Here is a 17611-nt window from a genome sequence, read left to right as displayed (position 1 = left end):
GGGCTCGTCGTTCGCCTTCGGCTTCTCCTCGCGGAACCTTCCGAGGAGGAACGAAGTTCCCGACGAGGCCCTGACGCCGCGTTCCGCTTGGGTTTTCCCGCCGCCCGCGCCATCCTCGCGGTCCAGAGGGAGGGCCGCGATGAGCTACCAGACGATCCTTGTCACCGAAAAAGACGGCATCGGCACCGTCGCGCTGAACCGGCCGGAGGTGATGAACGCGCTTTCCCGCCAGTTACGGCTGGAGATGGCGGAGGCGCTGAGCGTCCTGCACAATACCGCCCGCTGCATCGTGATCACCGGGACGGGGCGCGCCTTCTGCTCGGGCCAGGACCTCCAGGACGCCGGGAACATCGCCGCCGTCGATTTCACCCGCATCCTGAACGAGGAATACGTGCCGCTCCTGCGGCTGATCACCGAAAGCCCGGTGCCGACCATCGCCGCCGTCAACGGCGCCGCGGCCGGGGCAGGGGCCAATCTGGCGCTGGCCTGCGACGTGGTGATCGCCGCCGAGTCGGCCAACTTCATCCAGGCCTTCACCCGCATCGGCCTGATCCCCGACGCCGGCGGCACCCATTGGCTGCCGCGGCAGATCGGCCTTGCCCGCGCCATGGGGGCGGCGCTCTTCGCCGAGAAGATCACCGCCTGCCAGGCCGCCGACTGGGGCATGATCTGGGAGGCGGTGCCGGATGCCGAGTTCGCCGCGGTGACCGCCGCGCGGGCGGGACATCTGGCCAAGGGCCCGACCATCGCCTATCAAGCCGTGAGACAGGCGCTGCGGGCCTCCTTCGATCTCGACCTCTCCCAGGCCCTGGCGCTGGAGGCCGGGCTTCAGGGCCGCTGCGGCGCCACCGAGGATTTCCGCGAAGGCGTCGCCGCCTTCCTTGAAAAACGCACGCCCCGGTTCCGCGGGGCCTGAGGGGGCCGCAGGGCGGATGGACCAGCCGAACCGCGACGATGTCGTCCGTTCCTACTACCGCATCCGCAAGATGCTGGGCTGGCTGGGGCTGGCGCTGCCGGTGCTGCTGATCCTCGGCGGCTGGCTGAGCCAGCAGACGGTGGAGCCCTCGATCTCGGACTATTACCACACGCTGATGCGCGACGCCTTCGTCGGCACGCTGACCGCCATCGGCCTGTTCCTGATCGCCTATCCCGGCCACAACCCCGGCCGGGGCGAGCATGTCTCGGACGACCTGATCACCACCGTCGCCGGCATCGCCGCCTTCGGCGTGGCCTATTTCCCCAACGAGACCAGGATGCAGGCCAACCTGCTGGGCTCGATCACCCAGCAGGCGCTCGGCTACAAGGTGGCGGCGGCGGCGCATTATTTCAGCGCGGTGCTGTTCCTCTCGGCGCTGGCCGCGCTGTGCCTGCGGAAATTCGCCCGCACCGCCAAGCCGATGCGGCGACGGATCTACCGGGCCTGCGGCTGGACCATCCTGGCGATGACGGTGCTGGTGATCGTCGCCAGCTGGTTCAAGATCCGCGGCCCCGAGGGCCCACAGCGGATCGTCAACGACTGGATGCTGGTGCTGTGGTTCGAGGCGGTGGCGATCTGGGCCTTCGCGGTGGCCTGGCTGGTCAAGGGCCGGGTGGAGGAGCGGCTGACCCGGCCGCGGTGACGGTGGTGAGGGGCTTTCGCCGGACCCGATCCCCGGCCTCCTAGGCGAAGGCCATCGCCTTCGCCATAGCACACCGGCTGCAACAGGACCGGCCGGGCCCCAAAGGCCCGGCCAGCGCCCGCCCCGCCCCCGGCGGGCGCTTACACGCCCGCCGGGTCGGGCGCTGGCCTCTCGGGGTTTTCGTGCCGACAGGTCTCCGGGTGACCTGCCGCGCACGGGCGGGGCGAGGCAGTGCCTTGCCTTCTCCTGCCCGAATTCATCCTGTGGAAAGTCTGGGACAGTCTGCCCTAAGCCCCCCGCGACAGCGCCGCCACGCCGGTGCGGGCGATCTCCTTCAGCCCCAAGGGGCGCATCAGGTCGGCGAAGGCGTCGATCTTCTCCGGCGGGCCGGTCATCTCGAAGACGAAGCTCTCCAGCGTCGAATCCACCACCTTGGCGCGGAAGATCTCGCAGAGCCGCAGCGCCTCGATCCTTGCGTCGCCCTTGCCGGCCACCTTGATCAGCGCCAGCTCGCGCTGGACGCTCGGCCCCTCGGCGGTCAGGTCGTGGACGGCATGGACCGGCACCATCCGGCTCAGCTGCGCCTCGATCTGGTCGATCACCGAAGGGGTGCCGCGGGTGACGACGGTGATGCGCGAGCGGTGGCCGGTATGGTCCACCTCGGCCACGGTCAGGCTGTCGATGTTGTAGCCGCGGCCCGAGAACAGGCCGATCACGCGGGCCAGCACCCCCGGCTCGTTCTCGACGATCACCGCAAGGGTATGGCTTTCCTCGGCCTGGGAATGGCTGTCCCGAAGGTCATAGGCGGAATGGCTGGTCGAGCCCTTTTTGATATTCAGCGCAGACATCTCTGCCCTTTCATCTGTCCATAAATATCCCGCGGGGGTGTGGGGGCGCGAAGCCCCCACCGCGACATCTCACACCAGCACCGCGCCCGACTTGAAAGCATCGGCATCCGCCGACAGCAGCATCTCGTTGTGCGGCTTGCCGGAGGGGATCATCGGGAAGCAGTTCTCGTGCTTCTCGACCAGGCAGTCGAAGATCACCGGGCCGTCATAGGCCAGCATCTCGTTGATCGCGTCGTCCAGGTCCTTCGGGTCGGAGACCTTGATGCCCTTGCAGCCGAAGGCCTCGGCCAGCTTGACGAAATCGGGCAGGCTTTCCGACCAGGACGAGGAATAGCGCTCGCCGTGCAGCAGCTCCTGCCATTGCCGCACCATCCCCAGCCGTTCGTTGTTCAGGATGAACTGCTTGACCGGGGCGCGGAACTGCATCGCCGTGCCCATCTCCTGCATGTTCATCAACCAGCTGGCCTCGCCGGCGACGTTGATCACCAGCGCCTCGGGATGGGCGATCTGCACGCCGATGCTGGCCGGCAGGCCGTAGCCCATGGTTCCCAAGCCGCCCGAGGTCATCCAGCGGTTCGGCTCGTCGAAGCTCAGGAACTGGGCGGCCCACATCTGGTGCTGGCCGACCTCGGTGGCGATGTAGCGGTCGCGGCCGCGGGTCAGCGCCTCCAGCCGTTGCAGGGCGTATTGCGGCTTGATGGTCTTCTCGCCCGGGGCATAGGCCAGGCAGTTGACCCGCTTCCAGTCCTCGATCTGCGCCCACCACTTGGCCAGCCCGGCCTTGTTGACCTTGCGGCCGCGGGCCTTCCAGACCTTCAGCACGTCCTCCAGCACATGGCCGACATCGCCGATGATCGGCACGTCGACGCGGATGACCTTGTTGATCGAGGAGGGGTCGATGTCGATGTGCACCTTCTTCGACTTCGGCGAGAAATCGGTGATCCGGCCGGTGATGCGGTCGTCGAAGCGGGCGCCGATGTTGATCATCAGGTCGCAGCCGTGCATCGCCAGGTTGGCCTCGTAGAGGCCGTGCATCCCCAGCATCCCGATCCAGCCCTTGCCGCTGGCCGGATAGGCCCCCAGCCCCATCAGGGTGGAGGTGACGGGAATGCCGGTGGCATCGGCCAGCTCGCGCAAGAGCTGGCTCGCGGCCTTGCCGGAGTTGATGACGCCGCCGCCGGTGTAGAGGATCGGGCGTTCCGCCACTTCCAGCATCTCGACCAGCCGGGTGATGGCCTCGATGTCGCCCTTCACCCGCGGCTGGTAGTGATCCACCTTCGCCTTCTGCGGCGGGGTGTATTCGGCATTGGCGAATTGCACGTCCTTCGGGATGTCGATCAGCACCGGGCCGGGGCGGCCGTGGGTGGCGACATGGAAGGCCTGGTGGATGGTTTCCGCCAGTTTCGCGGTGTCCTTCACCAGCCAGTTCATCTTGGTGCAGGGCCGGGTGATGCCCACCGTATCGGCCTCCTGGAAGCCGTCGGTGCCGATCATGAAGGTGGGGACCTGGCCGGTCAGCACGACGATCGGGATCGAATCCATCAGCGCGTCGGTCAGGCCGGTGACGGCATTGGTCGCCCCGGGGCCCGAGGTCACCAGCGCCACCCCCGGCTTGCCGGTGGAGCGGGCGTAGCCTTCCGCCATGTGGACGGCGCCCTGTTCGTGGCGCACGAGGATGTGGCGGATGTCGTTCTGCTGGAAGATCTCGTCATAGATCGGCAGCACGGCGCCGCCGGGGTAGCCGAAGACCACTTCGACCCCCTGATCCTTCAGCGCCTGAACCACCATCCTCGCGCCGGTCATCGACCTTGTCATCGCTTCATCCTTGCCGTTCTGCGTCGCCGTTCTTCGCCAATGAAAAGCCCCCGGGGTGGGGTCCCGAGGGCGCATGGGTGCCTGATATGGCTGCCGTCACCGGCCCATGCGCCTTTGCCCCCCAACTACGAGAATGTGCAGCATTGCCGCCCCTCTTTGGCTTTCGCGGCGGACACTAGGGCGGGCGAAACGGGGCGTCAACCGCAAATCTGCATCTAAAGTGTCGCAGGGCGCGCAAATCTTGAACTATTCTTGCGATGGTTAGGTGGATTGCGCAACTTCCGCAAATCCGCACCGATCCGTCGGCAGCTGTGCGCCGTGAGTCGGCGCCGGCCCTTTGCCCCGGCGCGCGGCAGGGGTAGGAAGGGCCGTGCCGCGGCGGTCGCGGGTCGGGAGAGACGGGATGAAGCTTTACTATTCGCCGGGGGCCTGTTCGCTGGCCTCGCATATCGCGCTGGAAGAGGCGGGCGTCGCCTACGGCGCCGAGAAGGTGGACCTGAAGGCGAAGGTGACCGAGACCGGCGCCGACTTCCGCAAGGTCAGCCCGCGCGGCGCGGTGCCGGTGCTGGAGCTGGACGGCGGCGAGGTGCTGACCGAGGGCGTCGCCATCATGCAATATGTGATGGACAGCGCGAAGCCGGGCACCCTGCCGGCGCCGGGCACCCTGGCGCGGGCGCGGCTGCAGGAGGCGCTGAACTTCGTGGCGACCGAGGTCCACAAGACCTATTCCCCCTTCTTCCGCGGGCTGGAGGGCGCGGCGCGCGAGGCGCAGCAGCAGCTTCTCGACAGCCGCCTCGCGCTGGTCGAGGAGAGGCTGGCCGACGGCCGCGACTGGCTGGCGGGCGGCGACTACAGCCCGGCCGACGGCTATCTCTTCACGGTGACCAACTGGTCGAAGCCGCTCGGCCACGACCTGTCGAAATTCCCGCGGATCGAGCGGCTGCGCGCCCGCATCGCCGCCCGCCCGGCGGTGCAGGCGGCACTGAAGGCCGAGGGGCAGGGCTGAGCCCTTCTGCCTGACGTTGCGGCACCCCCGGCGGGCGATCCGGCCGCGGGCCGCCAACCGCCAGAAAACCGTTTGCATCGGCGAAAGCCGCGGCTAGGCTTCCTCCACGTTCCGGGCCCGTGTGCCCCAATGACAGTGGAGGAACCCTATGGATCGTCGCTCTTTCCTGACCAAGGCCAGTCTCGGCGGCGTGGCCGCCGCGGGCGCCTCGGCGCTTGCCGCCCCGGCCATCGCGCAGGACGCGCCCACCATCACCTGGCGCGTCACCTCCTCCTTCCCGAAGTCGCTCGACACGATCTTCGGCGCGGCGGACACGATGGCGGCCTATGTGTCGGAAATGACCGACGGCAAGTTCACCCTGCAGGTCTTCCCGGCCGGCGAGCTGGTGCCGGGGCTGGAGGCCGCCGATGCGGTCTCGGAAGGCACGGTCGAGGCCTGCCATACCGTGCCCTACTACTTCTGGGGCAAGGACCCGACCTATGCGCTTGGCGCCGCGGTGCCCTTCGGGCTGAACGCCCGGATGATGAACGCCTGGTTCTACTACGGCGGCGGCATCGACATGATGAACGAGTTCTACGCCACCCAGAACCTGATCGCCTTCCCCGCCGGCAACACCGGGGTGCAGATGGCGGGCTGGTATCGCAAGGAGATCAACTCGGTCGCCGACCTTCAGGGGCTGAAGATGCGGATCGGCGGCTTCGCCGGCAAGGTGATCGAGAAGCTGGGCGTGGTGCCGCAGCAGATCGCCGGCGGCGACATCTATCCCTCGCTGGAGAAAGGCACCATCGACGCCGCCGAATGGGTCGGCCCCTATGACGACGAGAAGCTGGGCTTCCACAAGGTCGCGCCCTACTACTATTACCCCGGCTGGTGGGAAGGCGGCCCCGCCATCGCCACGATGATCAACCTGGCGAAGTGGAACGAACTGCCGAAGTCCTACCAGGCGGCGCTGCGCGCGGGCTGCGTGGTGGCCAACACCGACATGCTGGCCAGCTACGACTGGAAGAACCCGACGGCGCTGAAATCGCTGGTGGCCAACGGCGCGCAGCTGCGGCCGCTGCCGGCGGACGTGCTGTCGGCGGCCTTCGACGCCTCGAACCAGACCTATGCCGAGGTTTCGGCCGGCAACGAGACCTTCGCCAAGATCAAGGCCTCGCAGGACGCCTTCCGCAAGGACGCCTACCTGAACGCGCAGATCGCCGAATACAACTACGACGTGTTCATGATGACGCTGCAGCAGCAGGGCAAGCTTTAAGGGCCAGTCCGGGCCGCCATGGCGAAGGCCGTCGCCTTCGCCACGCGATGCCGCTTCAACCATCCCGGCCGGGCCTTCAGGCCCGGCCAGCGCCCGCCCCGCCCTCGGCGGGCGCTTCTCGCCCGCCGGGTCGGGCGCTGGCCTCTCGGGTTTCGTGTGACCAATGTTTCCGGGTGCAACCGCTGCGCACGGGCGGGGGCGAGGCAGTGCCTCGCCTTCTCCCGCCCGCTCCCGATCTCGGCCCCGACAGATGAAATGAAAAGGCCCCGGTTTTTCCGGGGCCTTCTGTTGTCGGATGTGGGCTTCCCCTACGGCGTCGGCTTCCCCTACGGCGTCACCGTGGGCTGCCCCAGCGTCGGCAGGCCCGGCAGGCCGCCCGGCGCGGGCGCCGTGGTGGCGCCGCCCAGCGGGGCCATCGGCTGCAGGGTGGGGACCTTGATCTCGATGGTGGAGGGATCGACGATCACGCCCTGGTAGTGCATCACCAGCGAGGGGAAGGCGATCACCACCCCGATCATCACCACCTGGATCACCACGAAGGGCACCGCGCCCCAATAGATCTGCCCGGTCGTCACCCCGTCCAGCCGCTTGCCGGTCACCTTGTCGGTATAGGCCCCCCGCGGCGCGACCGAGCGCAGGTAGAACAGCGCGAATCCGAAGGGCGGGTGCATGAACGAGGTCTGCATGTTCACCCCCAGGATCACCCCGAACCAGATCAGGTCGATGCCGAGCGCGGTGGCCGGCGCCACCAGCAGGGGCACGATGATGAAGGCCAGCTCGAAGAAGTCCAGGAAGAAGGCCAGCAGGAACACCAGCACCGAGACGAAGATCAGGAACCCGGTCTGCCCGCCGGGCAGGCCGACCAGCAGGTGCTCGACCCAGATCTGCCCGTTCACCCCGTAGAAGGCCAGGCTGAACATCCGCGCGCCGACCAGGATGAACATCACGAAGGCCGACAGCCTGGTGGTCGAGGCCAGCGCCTGGGTGATCACCGGCATGGTCAGCCGCCCTTTCATCGCGGCCAGCACCATGGCGCCCACGGCCCCCATCGCGCCCCCTTCGGTCGGGGTGGCGATGCCCAGGAAGATGGTGCCGAGCACCAGGAAGATCAGCGCCAACGGCGGGATCAGCACGATGATCACCTGCCGCGCCAGGTTGGACAGCAGGTTCATCCCCAGGGCCTTGTCGGCCAGCGCCCAGAGGTAGATCGCGATCACGCCCACCGAGCCGCCGAGGATGTCGGCATTGGCACCCTGCGTCGGGTAGAGCCAGAGATGCGCGCCGTAGCCGATGGCGATGGCCAGCGCGACGGCGACCAGAAGCGACAGCACGCCATGGCCCAGCGTCCGCGCCTCGGGCGGCAGGGCGGGCACCCAATGCGGCCGCAGGATCGAGATGGTGAAGACATAGGCCATGTAGAACCCGGTCAGCACCAGCCCGGGGATCAGCGCGCCTTTATACATGTCGCCCACCGACTTGCCCAGCTGGTCGGCCAGCACGATCAGCACCAGGCTGGGCGGGATGATCTGCGCCAATGTGCCCGAGGCGGCGATCACCCCGCTGGCGACGCGGCGGTCGTAGCCGAAGCGCATCATGATCGGCAGCGAGATCAGCCCCATGGCGATGACCGAGGCGGCGACCACCCCGGTGGTGGCGGCGAGAAGCGCGCCGACGATGATCACCGCATAGGCCAGCCCGCCGCGCACCGGGCCGAACAGCTGGCCCACCGTGTCCAAGAGGTCCTCGGCCATGCCCGATCGTTCCAGGATGATGCCCATGAAGGTGAAGAACGGGATCGCCAGCATGGTCTCGTTCGACATCGTGCCCCACAGCCTTTGCGGCATGGTGCCCAGAAGCGCCCAGTCGAGCGTGATGGTGTGCTGCGAATAGGGCGCCAGCCAGACCCCGATGGCGAAGAACAGCAGCCCGTTGGCGGCCAGCGAGAAGGCGACCGAATAGCCGAGCAGCAGGAAGACCACCAGCGAGGCGAACATGATCGGCGCCATGTTGACGGCGATGAACTCCAGCATCAGCGCTTCTCCTCGTTCAGCCGGGCCACGGTGTCGGCCAGTTGCGCGCCTTCCAGCTCGGCGGCGTGATGGGCGGAGACGAAGGGATGCGGGTCCTCCATCCGGCCGGTCATCACCGCGATCTTCTTGACGATCTCGGCCAGGACCTGCGCCGTCAGCAGGATGAAGCCCGCGGCGAGGATGGCGCGGGCGGGCCAGATCAGCAGGCCGCCGGCATTGGTGGAGACCTGGCCGATCCGCCAGGCGTTCAGCGTGTAGGGCACCAGGAGCCAGCTCATGATGATGCAGAAGGGCAGGGCGAAGAACACATGGCCGAAGAGGTCGATCCAGTGCTGCGTCCGGCGCGTGCGGGTGCCGTAGAAGATGTCGATGCGGATATGCTCGTTCTGCTGCAGCGTATAGGCGGCGGCGCCCATGAAGGCGGCGCCGAACAGATACCATTGCAGCTCCAGCCAGGCGTTGGAGGCCAGTTGCGGCGCGACCTTGCGCAGGATGGCGTTGGCGGCCGAGATCAGGATCGAGGCGAGGATCAGCCACATCACGCCGCGCCCGATGGCGGCGGAGATGCGGTCGATCAGGCGCGCCAGCGCCAGAAGCGGTTGCATCGGTTTCCCCCCTGTTGCAGTGGCCCTCTGTGCGGGGCTTCCTGGATGCCTGGCGCCCGATATGGTCCTGCCGGTCGCGGCAGGCCCAATCTGTAGGGGAAATCGCCGCCGGTCCAGCGCAAATGCTAGGCAGGGTTGCACGGATTTCGGGCAGTCTGCGGATGACGCAGCGTCAGTCGCGCGACAGCCGCGCCTCGGGCAGCGAGATGCGGGCGACCTGCTCGGCGATCGGGTCGACCGACAGCGGATGCAGCTCCGCCCCATGCGAGGCCGGGTCGCCGATGGGTTGCCAGCGCCCGGCCTTGTAGATTTCCAGCGCGTCGAAGCCGGCCTTGTAGCCCATCTTGCGGCTGCCCGGCACCCAGTAGCCCAGGTAGACGAAGGGCAGCCCCGCCTCGCGCGCGATGGCGATGTGGTCGAGGATGACATGGGTGCCCAGCGACTGCACCTGCAGGTCGGGGTCGTAGAAGCTGTAGACCATGCTCAGCCCGTCGTCGAAGACGTCGGTCAGGCAGACGGCGGCCAGCGGGCGGCCGCGCTCGCCCTCGGCCGCCGGGCGGGTGTATTCGATGACGCGCGACTTGATCGGCGTCTCCTCGATCATCGCGGCGAATTCGAAGATGTCCATGTCGGCCATGCCGCCGTCGGCGTGGCGGCTGTCGAGATAGCGGCGGAACAGCTGGAACTGGTCCTCGGTCGCCCAGGGGCTGGTGGCGTTGCGGCGCAGGTCGGCGTTGCGCTTCAGGATGCGGCGCTGGCTGCGGTTGGGCCGGAAGTCCGCCACCCGGATGCGGGCCGAGAGGCAGGCCGAGCATTCGGCGCAGGAGGGGCGGTAGAGCACGTTCTGGCTGCGGCGGAAGCCCTGTTTCGACAGGGTGTCGTTCAGGCGCTGCGCATGTTCCCCCTGCAGCGCGGTGAACAGCTTCCGCTCCATCCGCCCGTCGAGATAGGGGCAGGGCTGCGGGGCCGTCACATAGAACTGCGGCGCGATGGGAAGGGTGTGGCGCATTGTCCGCGAAAGGTCCGGGGGTCTCCGGGCCGCAGCCTAGCAAGGCCGCAGCCCCGCGCCAAGCCGCTTTGATCGGAACGGAAAACCCCCGCCCGGGCAGGACCGGGCGGGGGAGGGGGATCAGTATTCGCCGCGCCGCGCGGTGGGGTCGCCCGCCGGGGCGCCGCCGCTGGCCGGGTCGGCGGCCGGGGTCTCCTGCGCCTTGCGGGCGCGGTCTTCCATGAAGCTGTCGAATTCGGTCTTGTCCTTGGCCTCGCGCAGGCGCTGGAGGAAGGTCTCGAAGGCTTCCTGTTCCTCTTCCAGCCGGCGCAGCATGTCGGCCTTGTAGGCGTCGAAGGCGGCGTTGCCCGAGGGACGGGCGGCGCGGCCCATCCGCTCCCAGTTCTCGGCCCAGGCCCGGCGGTCGTGGCGGTCATGACCGAAGTGGTGGCGGTGGCGGCAGGATTTTCCGAACATGCGTTTTCCCCAGATCATGTAGGCCAGGAGCGCCAGCCCCAGCGGCCAGAAGATGATGAAGCCCAGGACCATGGCGGCGATCCACGCTGCCTTGCCCCGCTGATCGAGCCAGTCCTCGGCGCGCCGGAGCCAGCGGCCCGGACCGGACGAAGGGTAGGCGGTGGTCGTGTTCATCGGCGAACTCCCGGTTGATCCATGTGAATACCTTTCACATGTGGCAATGTGGGGCAGGCGGCTGAGTCGCGCAAGAGGTATGTGAAGATTATTTACATGCACCGGCGGCCGACCGCCCCGGGCCTATCCGGTGAAGGCGGCCGCGGTGGCCTTGGCGGCGCGGGCCAGGTCGTCCGGCGCGGCGGGGAAGATGTGGCGCGGGGTGCCGGCGGCGGCCCAGACCAGCGGGAACTCCAGCAGCCGCGGGTCGATCCAGACCGGCAGCGGCGTCAGGTGGCCGAGCGGCGCCACCCCGCCGATGGCGAAGCCGGTGACCTCGCGCACGGTCTGGCCGTCGGCGCGGCCGAGCGGCTCTCCGGCCAGCGCCGAGGCGCGGGCGGCATCGACCCGGTTGCCGCCGGCCGTCAGGAACAGGTAGAGCCGCCCGCTTTCCCCCTGGAACAGGATCGACTTGACGATCTGGTCCAGCGCACAGCCCGCGGCTTCCGCCGCCTGCTCCGCGGTGCGGGTCTCGGCGGCCATCTCCACCGGCTGGGCCGCGAGCCCGGCGTCGTGCAGGGCGGTTTTGACACGGGCAAGGGATTTCGACATGGGCTCCTCCTGCCGCGCAGGGAAGGGCGGAACGGCGGGCCGGTCAAGGGGGGAAGCGGTGGCGATATTGCGCGGCTTCGCCGCAAGCCTTTCCTCTCGCCTCTGCGCGTTCCGCGCAACCGGCTCGGATCTGCCTCCGGCGGGGATATTTGGGGCAGGTGAAATGGAGAAGAGGTCTTCTTCAAATTCACCTGCTCCAAATATCCTCAGGGGTATGCCAGCGGTTTCGCCATCGGTTCGAGAAACCGATGGCATTGGGGGGCAGAATACCCCCATCAGCCGACAGCAGCCCCAAGCGGCTCCGCCCGCCGCAACGATATGGAATGCCGCGGCAGCGGCACCCTTGCCTCCCCGCCGCCGCCGCCGCAGGATGCGCGCCATGAGCCTGACCTCCCGCATTTCCCGCAGCCCCATCCCCTTCGATCCCGAGGCCGCCGCCGACCTGGCCGCAGGGTTCCCCGATCTTCCGGGGGAGTTGCGCGAATTGATGGCCGCCACCGCGGGCTGCTCGCCCTATCTCAAGGGGCTGATGCTGCGCGAGGCGGAGTGGCTGCGCGAGATCGCCGGGCAGGCGCCGGAGGCGGCGCTGGACGCGGCGCTGGCGGCGCCCGGGGAAGCGGCGACCGACCGGCTCGGTCCGGCGCTGCGGCAGGCGAAGCGGCGGGTGGCGCTGCTGGCGGGGCTCTGCGACCTCGGCGGGGTCTGGCCGCTGGAGATGGTGACCGGCGCCTTGACGCAATTGGCCGACCGGGCGGTGGACCTCTGCCTGCAACGTCTCGTCGCCGAGGAGATCCGCCGCGGCAAGCTGCCGGGGCAGGGGCCGGAGGATGCCGCCGACGCGGGCGGCATGGTGGCGCTGGCCATGGGCAAGATGGGCGCGCACGAGCTGAACTATTCCTCCGACATCGACCTGATCTGCCTCTTCGATCAGGACCGCTACGGCGCCGAGGCCGCCGAGGCCCGCGCCGCCTTCATCCGCGTCACCCGCCGGATGACGGCGCTCCTCAGCGACGTGACCGAGGACGGCTATGTCTTCCGCCTCGACCTGCGGCTGCGGCCCGATGCCTCCGTCACCCCGGTCTGCCTGTCGATGGCCGCGGCGGAAGCCTATTACGAGGCCGAGGGCCGGACCTGGGAGCGCGCGGCCTATATCAAGGCCCGCCCCTGCGGCGGTGACATCGCGGCGGGGGAGCGGTTCCTGAAGGCGCTGACCCCCTTCGTCTGGCGCAAGCACCTCGACTTCGCCGCGATCCAGGACGCCCATGACATGCGGCTGCGCATCCGCGACCACCGCGGCCTGCACGGGCCGGTGGCGGTGGAGGGGCACAACATGAAGCTGGGCGCCGGCGGCATCCGCGAGATCGAGTTCTTCACCCAGACCCGCCAGCTGATCGCCGGCGGCCGCGACCCCGCCTTGCGCGACCGCACCACGCTGGGCGGGCTGGCGGCGCTGGCGGCGAAGGGCTGGGTGCCGCAGGCCACGGCGGAGGAACTGGCCGCGCTTTACCGGGCGCACCGGCAGCTGGAGCACCGGCTGCAGATGGTGAACGATGCCCAGACCCATTCCCTGCCGGCGACGCCCGAGGGCGTGGCCCGGATCGCCGCCTTCTGCGGCGAGGAGGCGGCGGCGTTCCGCGCCGGCCTGCTCGACCGCCTTCACCGCACCGACCGGCTGACCGAAGGCTTCTTCGCTCCCGCCGAGGCCGAGGAGGGGCCGGAACTGTCCGACCAGGCCAAGGCCATCGTCGCCGGCTGGCAGGGCTATCCCTGCCTGAAATCCGACCGGGCGCAGGCGATCTTCCGCCGCCTGCGGCCGCGCATCCTGAAGGACTTGTCCCGCGCCGCCCACCCCGAGGAGGCGCTGGTGGCGCTGGACGGTTTCCTCGCCGGCCTGCCCGCCGGAGTGCAGGTCTTCGCGCTGTTCGAGCAGAACCCGGCGCTGGTGGAACTGATCGTCGACATCGCCGGCACCTCGCCGGCGCTGGCGCGCTATCTCAGCCGCAATGCCGCGGTGCTGGATGCGGTGATCGGCGGCAGCTTCTGGTCGGCCTGGCCGGGGGCGGCGGGGCTGCGGGCGGAACTGGCGGCCCGGCTGGCCGAGGCGCGCGACTACGAGGCGGCGCTGGACCTGGCCCGCCGCTGGATGAAGGAATGGCATTTCCGCGTCGGCGTCCACCACCTGCGCGGGCTGATCGACGCCTTCGAGGCCGGGAAGAGCTATGCCGACCTGGCCGAGGCGGTGGTGCAGGCGCTCTGGCCGGTGGTGCAGGCGGATTTCGCGGCCAAGCACGGCGCGGCACCCGGGCGGGGGGCGGTGCTGCTGGGGATGGGGTCCCTTGGGGCAGGGCGGCTGAACGCGGGCTCGGACCTCGACCTGATCCTGATCTACGATGCCGAGGGGGTGGAGGCCTCCGAGGGCCGCCGGCCGCTGCCGACCCGCACCTATTACGCCCGGCTGACGCAGGCGATGGTGACGGCGCTGTCGGCGCAGACGGCGGAGGGGCGGCTCTACGAGGTGGACGTGCGGCTGCGTCCCTCTGGCCGGGCGGGGGCGGTGGCGACCTCGATCCAGTCCTGGAAGGACTACCAGCAGGGCGAGGCCTGGACCTGGGAGCATCTGGCGCTGACCCGCGCCCGGGTGATCGCCGGCGCGCCCGGGCCGGCGGCGGAGGTGGAGGACTGGCGGCGGCGGATGCTGGCCGAAAAGGGGCAGGGCGCGGGCGTCCTGGCCGATGTGGCCGCCATGCGGGCGCGGCTGGCGGAGGCGAAGCCGGCGAAAGGCGCCTGGGAGACCAAGGACGGCCCCGGAAGGCTGATGGACATCGAGCTTTGCGCCGAATGGGCGGCGCTGGTCGCCGCCAACCCGGCCCGAGGCGTGGAGCGGCAGCTGGCCTCGAAGGGGGTGCTGTCGGCCGAGGAACAGGCGGTGCTGCTGGATGCCTATCGGCTGCTCTGGCGGCTGCACTGCGGCGCGCGGCTCCTGACCGAGCGGGCGCTGGAGCCGGAAGCGCTTGGCGAGGGTGGCCGGGCTTTCCTGCTGCGCGAGACCGGAGAGGCGGGCGTCGAGGCGCTTTCGGCGCGGCTGGACCGTGCGGTGTCGCTTGCAGGCAAGGCGATTGCCGGGAAATTCGGCACCAAGGATGCAGCTTGATGGGGAGACGCGCCGTGCGCTTGGAAGAGGCCGACCCGAAGGGGCTCGTGCGGGAAAGCTACAACATCGAGGGCATCAGCCTTGGCGAATGCCGGTCGATCTTCATGGACTGGGCGCTGAGCCTGCCGGTCGGCGCGCCGGTGGCCGATGCCCTGCGCACCCTGATCGCGCATTACGGGCTGCCGCGGCCCGAGCATCCGATGAGCGGGGTGCTGGAGGCCGGGCTGGAAGCGCCGGGTCAGACCGGCCGCCGCGGCGGCCGGATGGCGCGGATGCGCGAGGGCGGCTGACCCCGGTCAGCCCCGCAGGCCGCGGGCTTCGGCCGCAAGGCGGGTGATCCCGGCCCAGTCGCCGCGGAGCATCGCCTCCTTCGGCGCCACCCAGCTGCCGCCGACGCAGAGGATATTCTTCAGCGCCAGATAGTCGGGCGCGTTCTTCGGGCCGATGCCGCCGGTGGGGCAGAAGCTGACCTGCGGGATCGGGGAGCCGATGGATTTCAGGAAGGCCGCCCCGCCGGATTGCTCGGCCGGGAAGAACTTCTGCACCGTATAGCCGCGTTCCAGGAGCGCCATGATCTCGGAGGCGGTGACGGCGCCGGGCAAAAGCGGCAGCCCCTCGTCCTCGCAGGCGGCGATCAGCCGGTCGGTGGCGCCGGGCGAGACGCCGAAGGCGGCGCCGGCGGCCTTGGCGGCCTTGACGTCGGCGGGGGTCAGGAGCGTTCCCGCGCCGACCACGCCGCCCGGCACCCCGGCCATGGCGCGGATGGCGTCCAGCGCGCAAGGGGTGCGCAGGGTGACCTCCAGCGCCGGCAGGCCGCCGGCCACCAATGCCTCGGCCAGCGGCCTGGCATGGGACAGGTCCTCGATCACCAGCACCGGCACGACCGGGGCGAGGCGGCAGACCTGAAGGGCCTTGGCGGATTGTTCGGCGGGGGTCATGGGGATTTTCCTTCGGGCGGAGCGGATGGGGCGGCGTTGGAGCCTCCGGCGGGAGTATTTGGGACCAAGATGAAGGGGCTTCCCGCTGCGGTCTTCATCTTGGCAAAAATACTCCCGCCGGAGGCGCAGGTCGATGCAGGGCGCGCCGTCAGACCACCACGGCGGCGCCGGTCACGGCAGGGCCGACATTGCGGCGGAAGGCCTCGAACAGTTCCCGCCCGATGCCATGGGCATTGGCGGAAAGGTCGGCGGGGACGGGCGGGCGGTCCTCGAAGCCGGGGGCCAGGACTTCCAGCGTGCCGGCATCGGCGTCCAGCCGCACCAGGTCGCCGTCGCGCAGCCGGGCCAGCGGCCCGCCGGCGGCGGCCTCGGGCGAGACATGGATGGCAGCCGGCACCTTGCCGGAGGCGCCAGACATCCGCCCGTCGGTCACCAGCGCCACCCGCAGCCCGCGGTCCTGCAGGACCGACAGCGTGGGGGTCAGCGAGTGCAGTTCCGGCATCCCGTTGGCCTGCGGGCCCTGGAAGCGGACCACCACCACGGTGTCGGAGGTGAACGCGCCGGCCTTGAAGGCGGCCTTCACCGCCTCCTGCGTGTGGAACACCCGCGCCGGGGCCTCGATCACATGCCGCTCGGGCGCGACGGCGGAGACCTTGATCACCCCGCGGCCGAGGTTGCCGGACAGCTGCTTCAGCCCGCCGACCGGGGCGAAGGCATCGTTGGCGGGCCGCAGGATCTTGTCGTTCAGGCTGGCCGTGGGGCCAGGCCGCCAGCCGAGCCGGCCGTCCTCCAGCACCGCCTCCTGCCGGTAGGGCTCCAGCCCCTCGCCGGCCACGGTCTTCGCGTCGGGGTGCAGCAGGCCCGCGTCCAGCAGCTGCCCGATCAGGAATTGAAGGCCGCCGGCGGCGTGGAAATGGTTCACGTCCGCCAGCCCGTTCGGGTAGACCTTGGCCATCAGCGGCACCGCGTCGGATAGATCGGCGAAGTCCTGCAGGTCCAGCATCACGCCCGAGGCCCGCGCCATCGCCGGCAGGTGCAGCACCAGATTGGTGGACCCGCCCGTCGCCATCAGCCCGACGATGCCGTTCACATAGGCGCGTTCGTCGAGGATCTCCCCCACCGGCCGGAAGTCGTTGCCGAGCGCGGTGATCTGCGCCGCCCGGGTCGCCGCGGCCTCGGTCAGCGCCGCGCGCAAGGGCGTGTTCGGGTTGACGAAGCTGGCGCCGGGCAGGTGCAGGCCCATGATCTCCATCAGCATCTGGTTGGTGTTGGCGGTGCCGTAGAAGGTGCAGGTGCCGGGGCCGTGGTAGCTGGCCATCTCGGCCGCCATCAGTTCCTCGCGCGTGGCCTTGCCCTCGGCGAAGGCGTTGCGGACCCGCGATTTCTCGTCGTTGGTGATGCCCGAGGTCATCGGCCCGGCGGGGACGAAGACCGCCGGCACATGGCCGAAGGTGGCGGCGGCGATCACCAGCCCGGGGACGATCTTGTCGCAGACGCCGAGGAAGAGCGCCGCGTCGAAGGTGTTGTGCGACAGCGCCACCCCGGCCGCCAGCGCGATCACGTCGCGGGAGAACAGCGACAGCTCCATCCCCGCCTGGCCTTGGGTCACCCCGTCGCACATCGCCGGCACGCCGCCCGCCACCTGCGCGGTGGCGCCGGCGCGGCGGGCGGCCTCGCGGATCAGCGCGGGGTAGGACTCATAGGGCTGGTGGGCCGAGAGCATGTCGTTGTAGGCGGTGACGATGCCGATGTTCGGGGCGCGGGCGGCGGCCAGCGCCGGCTTGTCGGCGCCCATGGCGGCATAGGCATGGGCCTGGTTGCCGCAGGACAGGTGCGCGCGCGCCGGCCCCGCGGCGGCGGCGCGGCCGATGCGGTCGAGATAGGCGGCGCGCGGCGCTTCCGAGCGGGCGCGGATGCGGTCGGTGACGCGGGCGACGGTGGCGTTCAGCGGCATGGCTTTCGGGTCCTGGTTCTGGTCGTCTGGCTTCGGCCTCGCGCCCTTGTAGCAGCTTGCGTTAGCGCTAACAAGGCTGCGGGGCCGGTTGTGGGGCCGGTCTGGACGGCCGGCGAAGCATAACAGGAAATCCCATGGGGGGCAGGGGGATCGCCGCAAT

General features: G+C 69.7%; 15 protein-coding genes. 6 read left to right on the top strand and 9 right to left on the bottom strand.

Annotation, left to right across the window (positions count from 1 at the left end):
- Window positions 1-139: 139 nt before the first annotated feature.
- Together G5B31_RS14250 and G5B31_RS14245 are read left to right on the top strand one after the other, a co-directional pair.
- The gene (locus G5B31_RS14250) at window positions 140-916 is read left to right on the top strand and encodes an enoyl-CoA hydratase-related protein (protein WP_165018814.1); all 777 of its coding nucleotides are present in this window, start codon (window positions 140-142) and stop codon (window positions 914-916) included.
- A 16-nt stretch (window positions 917-932) separates the two neighbouring features.
- A complete protein-coding gene (locus tag G5B31_RS14245) occupies window positions 933-1619 on the top strand; it encodes a hypothetical protein (RefSeq protein WP_165018812.1) in 687 nt (228 codons plus the stop codon).
- 287 nt (window positions 1620-1906) lie between these two features.
- Here G5B31_RS14245 and ilvN read toward each other — a convergent pair whose 3' ends face one another.
- A complete protein-coding gene (ilvN, locus tag G5B31_RS14240) occupies window positions 1907-2467 on the bottom strand; it encodes an acetolactate synthase small subunit (RefSeq protein WP_165018809.1) in 561 nt (186 codons plus the stop codon).
- Window positions 2468-2536: 69 nt separating this feature from the next.
- The gene (locus G5B31_RS14235; RefSeq protein WP_165018807.1) at window positions 2537-4282 is read right to left on the bottom strand and encodes an acetolactate synthase 3 large subunit; all 1746 of its coding nucleotides are present in this window, start codon (window positions 4280-4282) and stop codon (window positions 2537-2539) included.
- A gap of 403 nt (window positions 4283-4685) precedes the next feature.
- On the opposite strand from G5B31_RS14235, the gene gstA reads away from it, so the two are divergent.
- Together gstA and G5B31_RS14225 are read left to right on the top strand one after the other, a co-directional pair.
- Window positions 4686-5288: a glutathione transferase GstA gene (gene gstA / locus G5B31_RS14230; protein WP_165018805.1), complete on the top strand. Its 603-nt coding sequence runs from the start codon at window positions 4686-4688 to the stop codon at window positions 5286-5288.
- Window positions 5289-5436: 148 nt separating this feature from the next.
- Window positions 5437-6543 carry a TRAP transporter substrate-binding protein gene (locus G5B31_RS14225; protein WP_165018803.1) on the top strand — a complete coding sequence of 369 codons (1107 nt, stop codon included), beginning with the start codon at window positions 5437-5439 and terminating at the stop codon, window positions 6541-6543.
- Between the two features lie 326 nt (window positions 6544-6869).
- On the opposite strand, the gene G5B31_RS14220 is transcribed toward G5B31_RS14225, so the two are convergent.
- From G5B31_RS14220 to G5B31_RS14200, 5 genes are all read right to left on the bottom strand, one after another.
- Entirely contained in the window at window positions 6870-8573 is a 1704-nt protein-coding gene (locus G5B31_RS14220; RefSeq protein ID WP_165018801.1) for a TRAP transporter large permease subunit, read from the bottom strand.
- Window positions 8573-9178, bottom strand: a complete 606-nt coding sequence (locus G5B31_RS14215) for a TRAP transporter small permease subunit (RefSeq protein WP_165018800.1) — start codon at window positions 9176-9178, stop codon at window positions 8573-8575. Before G5B31_RS14215 ends, G5B31_RS14220 begins: the two co-directional genes overlap by 1 nt.
- A gap of 172 nt (window positions 9179-9350) precedes the next feature.
- Window positions 9351-10187 (bottom strand): arginyltransferase, encoded by an 837-nt coding sequence (locus G5B31_RS14210; RefSeq protein WP_165018797.1) that lies wholly within the window; start codon window positions 10185-10187, stop codon window positions 9351-9353.
- A gap of 120 nt (window positions 10188-10307) precedes the next feature.
- Window positions 10308-10817, bottom strand: a complete 510-nt coding sequence (locus G5B31_RS14205) for a DUF2852 domain-containing protein (protein ID WP_165018795.1) — start codon at window positions 10815-10817, stop codon at window positions 10308-10310.
- A gap of 123 nt (window positions 10818-10940) precedes the next feature.
- Window positions 10941-11408, bottom strand: coding sequence for a YbaK/EbsC family protein (locus tag G5B31_RS14200; RefSeq protein WP_165018793.1), 468 nt, complete (start codon window positions 11406-11408; stop codon window positions 10941-10943).
- Window positions 11409-11787: 379 nt separating this feature from the next.
- Here G5B31_RS14200 and G5B31_RS14195 point away from each other — a divergent pair, with 379 nt between their 5' ends.
- Entirely contained in the window at window positions 11788-14559 is a 2772-nt protein-coding gene (locus G5B31_RS14195) for a glutamine-synthetase adenylyltransferase (RefSeq protein WP_165018791.1), read from the top strand.
- A gap of 14 nt (window positions 14560-14573) precedes the next feature.
- Window positions 14574-14849, top strand: a complete 276-nt coding sequence (locus G5B31_RS14190; protein WP_346763920.1) for a hypothetical protein — start codon at window positions 14574-14576, stop codon at window positions 14847-14849.
- A 6-nt stretch (window positions 14850-14855) separates the two neighbouring features.
- Here the strand turns inward: G5B31_RS14190 and eda are convergent, their stop codons facing one another.
- Together eda and edd are read right to left on the bottom strand one after the other, a co-directional pair.
- The gene (gene eda / locus G5B31_RS14185; RefSeq protein ID WP_165018787.1) at window positions 14856-15497 is read right to left on the bottom strand and encodes a bifunctional 4-hydroxy-2-oxoglutarate aldolase/2-dehydro-3-deoxy-phosphogluconate aldolase; all 642 of its coding nucleotides are present in this window, start codon (window positions 15495-15497) and stop codon (window positions 14856-14858) included.
- Between the two features lie 148 nt (window positions 15498-15645).
- Entirely contained in the window at window positions 15646-17451 is a 1806-nt protein-coding gene (edd, locus tag G5B31_RS14180; protein WP_165018785.1) for a phosphogluconate dehydratase, read from the bottom strand.
- Window positions 17452-17611 lie beyond the last annotated feature (160 nt).

The sequence above is a fragment of the Rhodobacter sp. SGA-6-6 genome (assembly GCF_011043545.1).
In the GTDB taxonomy this organism is placed as follows: domain Bacteria; phylum Pseudomonadota; class Alphaproteobacteria; order Rhodobacterales; family Rhodobacteraceae; genus Pseudogemmobacter.
This window is presented reverse-complemented; position numbering and strand designations above follow the sequence as displayed.

What these genes read in the sequence shown, in the direction of transcription:
- G5B31_RS14205 (WP_165018795.1), bottom strand. Translation starts at nt 10,817, where the DNA reads ATGAACACGACCACCGCCTACCCTTCGTCCGGTCCGGGCCGCTGGCTC.
- G5B31_RS14200 (WP_165018793.1), bottom strand. Translation starts at nt 11,408, where the DNA reads ATGTCGAAATCCCTTGCCCGTGTCAAAACCGCCCTGCACGACGCCGGG.
- G5B31_RS14245 (WP_165018812.1), top strand. Translation starts at nt 933, where the DNA reads ATGGACCAGCCGAACCGCGACGATGTCGTCCGTTCCTACTACCGCATC.
- gstA (WP_165018805.1), top strand. Translation starts at nt 4,686, where the DNA reads ATGAAGCTTTACTATTCGCCGGGGGCCTGTTCGCTGGCCTCGCATATC.
- G5B31_RS14215 (WP_165018800.1), bottom strand. Translation starts at nt 9,178, where the DNA reads ATGCAACCGCTTCTGGCGCTGGCGCGCCTGATCGACCGCATCTCCGCC.
- G5B31_RS14220 (WP_165018801.1), bottom strand. Translation starts at nt 8,573, where the DNA reads ATGCTGGAGTTCATCGCCGTCAACATGGCGCCGATCATGTTCGCCTCG.
- G5B31_RS14195 (WP_165018791.1), top strand. Translation starts at nt 11,788, where the DNA reads ATGAGCCTGACCTCCCGCATTTCCCGCAGCCCCATCCCCTTCGATCCC.
- G5B31_RS14210 (WP_165018797.1), bottom strand. Translation starts at nt 10,187, where the DNA reads ATGCGCCACACCCTTCCCATCGCGCCGCAGTTCTATGTGACGGCCCCG.
- G5B31_RS14235 (WP_165018807.1), bottom strand. Translation starts at nt 4,282, where the DNA reads ATGACAAGGTCGATGACCGGCGCGAGGATGGTGGTTCAGGCGCTGAAG.
- eda (WP_165018787.1), bottom strand. Translation starts at nt 15,497, where the DNA reads ATGACCCCCGCCGAACAATCCGCCAAGGCCCTTCAGGTCTGCCGCCTC.
- G5B31_RS14250 (WP_165018814.1), top strand. Translation starts at nt 140, where the DNA reads ATGAGCTACCAGACGATCCTTGTCACCGAAAAAGACGGCATCGGCACC.
- edd (WP_165018785.1), bottom strand. Translation starts at nt 17,451, where the DNA reads ATGCCGCTGAACGCCACCGTCGCCCGCGTCACCGACCGCATCCGCGCC.
- ilvN (WP_165018809.1), bottom strand. Translation starts at nt 2,467, where the DNA reads ATGTCTGCGCTGAATATCAAAAAGGGCTCGACCAGCCATTCCGCCTAT.
- G5B31_RS14225 (WP_165018803.1), top strand. Translation starts at nt 5,437, where the DNA reads ATGGATCGTCGCTCTTTCCTGACCAAGGCCAGTCTCGGCGGCGTGGCC.